The sequence below is a fragment of the Streptomyces sp. SolWspMP-5a-2 genome (genome assembly GCF_900091845.1).
Taxonomy (GTDB): domain Bacteria; phylum Actinomycetota; class Actinomycetes; order Streptomycetales; family Streptomycetaceae; genus Streptomyces; species Streptomyces doudnae.
On sequence record NZ_FMCI01000176.1, the window covers coordinates 1 to 4,517 of the forward strand.

General features: G+C 73.9%; 4 protein-coding genes. 2 read left to right on the forward strand and 2 right to left on the reverse strand.

Going from position 1 to position 4,517, the window contains the following annotated elements:
- Window positions 1-52: 52 nt before the first annotated feature.
- Window positions 53-1,417 (reverse strand): MFS transporter, encoded by a 1,365-nt coding sequence (locus GA0115242_RS18465; protein WP_093829836.1) that lies wholly within the window; start codon window positions 1,415-1,417, stop codon window positions 53-55.
- Window positions 1,418-1,651: 234 nt separating this feature from the next.
- Window positions 1,652-2,317, reverse strand: coding sequence for a TetR/AcrR family transcriptional regulator (locus GA0115242_RS18470; protein ID WP_093829838.1), 666 nt, complete (start codon window positions 2,315-2,317; stop codon window positions 1,652-1,654).
- 186 nt (window positions 2,318-2,503) lie between these two features.
- On the opposite strand from GA0115242_RS18470, the gene GA0115242_RS18475 reads away from it, so the two are divergent.
- Together GA0115242_RS18475 and GA0115242_RS18480 are read left to right on the forward strand one after the other, a co-directional pair.
- On the forward strand, window positions 2,504-3,379 hold the full coding sequence (locus GA0115242_RS18475; protein ID WP_093829840.1) for a shikimate dehydrogenase: 876 nt from the start codon (window positions 2,504-2,506) through the stop codon (window positions 3,377-3,379).
- Window positions 3,380-3,393: 14 nt separating this feature from the next.
- The coding region (locus GA0115242_RS18480; protein WP_141721633.1) for a sugar phosphate isomerase/epimerase and 4-hydroxyphenylpyruvate domain-containing protein at window positions 3,394-4,517 on the forward strand (1,124 nt) is incomplete at its 3' end.

Sequence of the window (4,517 nt, forward strand, 5' to 3'; positions counted from 1 at the left end):
ACGGTCCTCCCGCCCCACGGCCGCCCGCGCCGCCGCCCTCCCCCGGTGCCGCTCAGGCCGTGACGGACTCCCGGTGGGTGCCCTCGCGGGCCGTCCGTGTGCCGAGGTCCTCGGTCGGCACGGTGTGCGTCTCGCGCGCGGTGAGCGCGGCGATCACCGGCGGCACGCAGAGGGCCGCCGTGAACAGCGCCACCGCCGACCAGTCCGCCCCGTCGGGACCGGCGATCTCCGCCGCGAAGGTGACGGCGAAGCCCGCCACCGCGAACCCGATCTGGGTGCCGATGGCGACGCCGGACAGCCTGACCCGGGTCGTGAACATCTCGCCGTAGAAGGACGGCCAGACGCCGTTCGCCGCGCTGTAGACGACGCCGAAGGCGACGACGCCCAGGAGCAGGATCAGCGGGTAGGAGCCGGTCGATATCGCCCACAGGTAGAGGAACATCGTGACGGCGCTGCCGACCGCGCCGATCAGGTACACCGGACGGCGGCCGACGCGGTCCGACAGCGCGGCCCAGAGCGGGATCGCGCCGAGCGCCACGACGTTGGCGACCGCGCCCACCCACAGCATCGACGACCGGGACATGCCCACCGCGTCGCTGGTCGCGTAGGCCAGCGCCCACACCGTGAAGATGGTGGAGACCGAGGCGATCAGCGCGCCCGCGACCACCCGCAGCACGTCCGCCCAGTGCTCGCGCACCAGCACCACGAGCGGCAGCCTGACCACGCCCTCGGCGGCGGCCTGGCGGGCGAAGGCCGGGGTCTCGTCGAGTCGGCGCCGGATCACGTACCCGACGACGGCCACCGCGATGCTCAGCCAGAACGGCACCCGCCAGCCCCAGGACAGGAGTTGGTCCTCGGGGAGCTGGGCGACCAGCAGGAAGACGAGGGTGGCGAGGAGCTGGCCGCCCTGGGTGCCGCCGAGGGTGAAGCTGGTGAAGAAGCCGCGCCGCCGTGGCGGGGCGTGTTCGAGCGTCATGGAGTTGGCGCTGGCCTGCTCGCCCGCCGCCGAGACGCCCTGGAGCACCCGGCAGAGCACCAGCAGCACCGGGGCGAGCGCGCCGACCTGGGCCCGGGTGGGCAGACAGCCGATGAGGAACGTCGACACGCCCATCAGGACCAGCGTGAAGACCATGATCTTCTTGCGGCCGACCCGGTCGCCGAAGTGGCCGAGGAAGAGCGCGCCGACCGGGCGGGCCGCGTACGCGACCCCGAACGTGGCCAGCGACAGCAGGGTCGCGGTCGCCGGGTCCGAGGCGTCGAAGAACACCTTCGGGAAGATCAGCGCGGCGGCGCTGCCGTAGATGAAAAAATCGTAGTACTCCAGGGCGCTGCCGATCCAGGCGGCGGCCGCCGCCTTCCTCGGCTGGCCGGGCGGCGCCGCGGGGGCGGGGACGGCGGGCGTGGCGGGGTCGGACACGGCGGTACTCCTTCGAGGGCTCCGGCGGGGGCGGAGTGAGCGGCGGGGAGGAGGCCGGATCCCGGGGACGACGGGTCGGCGGACCGATGGCTAATTAACCCACTGGGTAGTTAGTCGCGATGGGTAGGGATGTTGCGCCCGGGTTTCCCCACTGTCAAGAGGTCGCGCCGAAAGCCGCCGGGAGCCGTCGCGCGGGAGCGGTGGGGCGGTGGGAGGGGTCGACCGCTCCGCTGCTCAGTCCGTCGCGCGGTCCGCCGTCAGGTAGGCGATCACCATGTCGCCGAGCATGGTCCGGTAGTGCTCGCGCTGGGCCGGGTCGACCAGGTCGCGGCCGAACAGCGCCCCGAACGTGTGCCGGTTGGCGACCCGGAAGAAGCAGAACGAGCTGATCATCGCGTGCAGGTCGACGGCGTCCACGTCGGCGGTGAAGAGTCCGGACTCCTGCCCCGAGGCCAGGATGCGCCGGATCACGTCGAGGGCCGGGGAGCCGATCCTGCCGAGCATCTCGGAGGAGGCGATGTGCTCGGCCTCGTGGATGTTCTCGATGGAGACGAGGCGGATGAAGTCGGGGTGGCGCTCGTGGTGGTCGAAGGTCAGCTCCGCCAGCCGCCTGATCGCCGCGACCGGGTCCAGGTGCTCCACGTCCAGGCTCTGCTCGGCCTCCCGGATCACGCCGTACGAGCGCTCCAGGACCGCGGTGAACAACTGCTCCTTGCCGCCGAAGTAGTAGTAGATCATCCGCTTCGTGGTCCGGGTGCGGGCCGCGATGTCGTCGACCCGCGCCCCCGCGTAGCCGACCCGGGCGAACTCCTGGGTCGCCACGTCGAGGATCTCGGCCTTCGTGCGGACGGCGTCACGGATGCGCCCGTTCGGTCGTGCCGGTTCGTCGACGCTGGTCATCGGGCTCCTCCGGGGCGGGTCCAGTGCCGGTGATTGTAGAAGCCGGGTGCGGCGGCGTCCGGGGAGAGGGCGGCCGCCGGAACCTCTCCCGCCGGTCTCCTGCGGGGGCGGGGTTCCCCGGGGCGGCGTCGGCTGCTATAGCTAACGTACTGGTTCGTACATTAGTCAGCCGCTGGGAGGGCCGCCGTGGCCAAGGACGCGTATCTCGTCGGACTGATCGGTTCCGGCATCGGCCCCTCGCTCACCCCCGCCCTGCACGAGCGCGAGGCCGACCGGCAGGGACTGCGCTACCTCTACCGGCTCATCGACATCGACGCCCTCGGCGTCCCGCCCGAGGCGGTCGGCGACCTGCTGCGGTCCGCCCGCGACCTGGGCTTCGACGGACTGAACATCACCCACCCCTGCAAGCAGCTCGTCATCGGCCACCTCGACGCGCTCGACCCGCAGGCCGAGGCGCTCGGCGCCGTCAACACCGTCGTCCTGGAGGACGGCCGCGCCACCGGGCACAACACCGACGTCACCGGCTTCGCCGCCTCCTTCGCGCGCGGCCTGCCCGACGTCTCCCTGGAGCGGGTCGTCCAGCTCGGCGCGGGCGGCGCGGGCGCGGCCGTCGCCCACGCCCTGCTCACCCTCGGCGCCGAACGGATCACCCTGGTCGACGCACGCCCCGAGCGCGCGGCCGCCCTCGCCGACGCCCTCACCCCGCACTTCGGCGCGGCCCGCGTCGCCGCCGCCGCTCCCGACGCGCTGTCCGCGCTGACCGGCGCCGCCGACGGCATCGTCCACGCCACCCCCACCGGCATGGCCGCCCACCCCGGCCTGCCCCTGCCCGCCCGGCTCCTGCACCCCGGACTCTGGGTCGCCGACGTCGTCTACCGCCCGCTGGAGACCGCGCTGCTGCGCACCGCCCGCGCCCTCGGCTGCCCGGTCCTCGACGGCGGCGGCATGGCCGCCCTCCAGGCCGTCGACGCGTTCCGCCTGATCACCGGGCGGGAACCCGACGCGGACCGGATGCTCGCGGACCTCGGGGAACTGGCCGGCGCCGTGACCGCCCCGAAGTGAAGCGAGGTACGCCCATGCCCACGCCCCCGACCGCCCCGCCGCGCACCTGCGTCGCCACCGTCTCCCTCAGCGGCTCCCTCACCGAGCGGCTCACCGCCGCCGCGCGGGCCGGGTTCGACGGCGTCGAGATCTTCGAGAACGACCTGCTGGCCAGCCCGCTCGACGCCGCCGGGATCCGCGCCCGGTGCGCCGACCTCGGCCTCACCATCGACCTCTACCAGCCGCTGCGGGACATCGAGGCGGTGCCCGCCGGTCTCCTCGCCGCCAACCTGCGCCGCGCCCGGCACAAGTTCGCGCTGATGAACCGCCTCGGCGCCGACACCGTCCTGGTCTGCTCCAGCGTCTCCCCGCACGCCGTGGACGACGACGACCTCGCCGCGGAACAGCTCGCCCGACTCGCCGACCTCGCCCAGGACTTCGGCATCAGGGTCGCCTACGAGGCCCTGGCCTGGGGGCGGCACGTCTCCACCTGGGACCACGCCTGGCGCGTCGTCGAGAAGGCCGGTCACCCCGCGCTCGGCACCTGCCTCGACAGCTTCCACATCCTGTCCCGCGGCTCGGACCCCCGGGGCATCGAGGACATCCCCGGCGAGAAGATCTTCTTCCTCCAGCTCGCGGACGCCCCGCCGCTCGCCATGGACGTCCTCCAGTGGAGCCGCCACCACCGGCGCTTCCCCGGCCAGGGCGGCTTCGACCTCGCCGGACTGCTCCGGCACGTGCTGCGCGCCGGATACACCGGGCCGCTCTCCCTGGAGGTCTTCAACGACGTCTTCCGGCAGACGGAGGCGGGACCCACCGCCGTCGACGCGCACCGCTCGCTGCTCGTCCTCCAGGAGGCGGTCGGACTGCGGGAGTTGCCCCCGCCCGTGGTCCCCACCGGCATCGCCTTCGCCGAACTCGTCACCGCCGACGCCGATCCCGTCACCGGCGTGCTCGCCGCCCTCGGCTTCACCCGCGCCGCCCGGCACCGGGGCAAGCCCGTCGACCTCTGGCAGCAGGGCGAGGCCCGGATCCTGGTCAACACCGCGGGCGCGGCCCGCCGGGACGGCACCGCGCTCGCCGCGATCGGCCTGGAGTCGCCGGACCCCGCGGGCGCCACCCGCCGCGCCGAGGCCCTGCTCGCCCCGGTGCTGCCCCG

What these genes read in the sequence shown, in the direction of transcription:
- GA0115242_RS18470 (WP_093829838.1), bottom strand. Translation starts at nt 2,317, where the DNA reads ATGACCAGCGTCGACGAACCGGCACGACCGAACGGGCGCATCCGTGAC.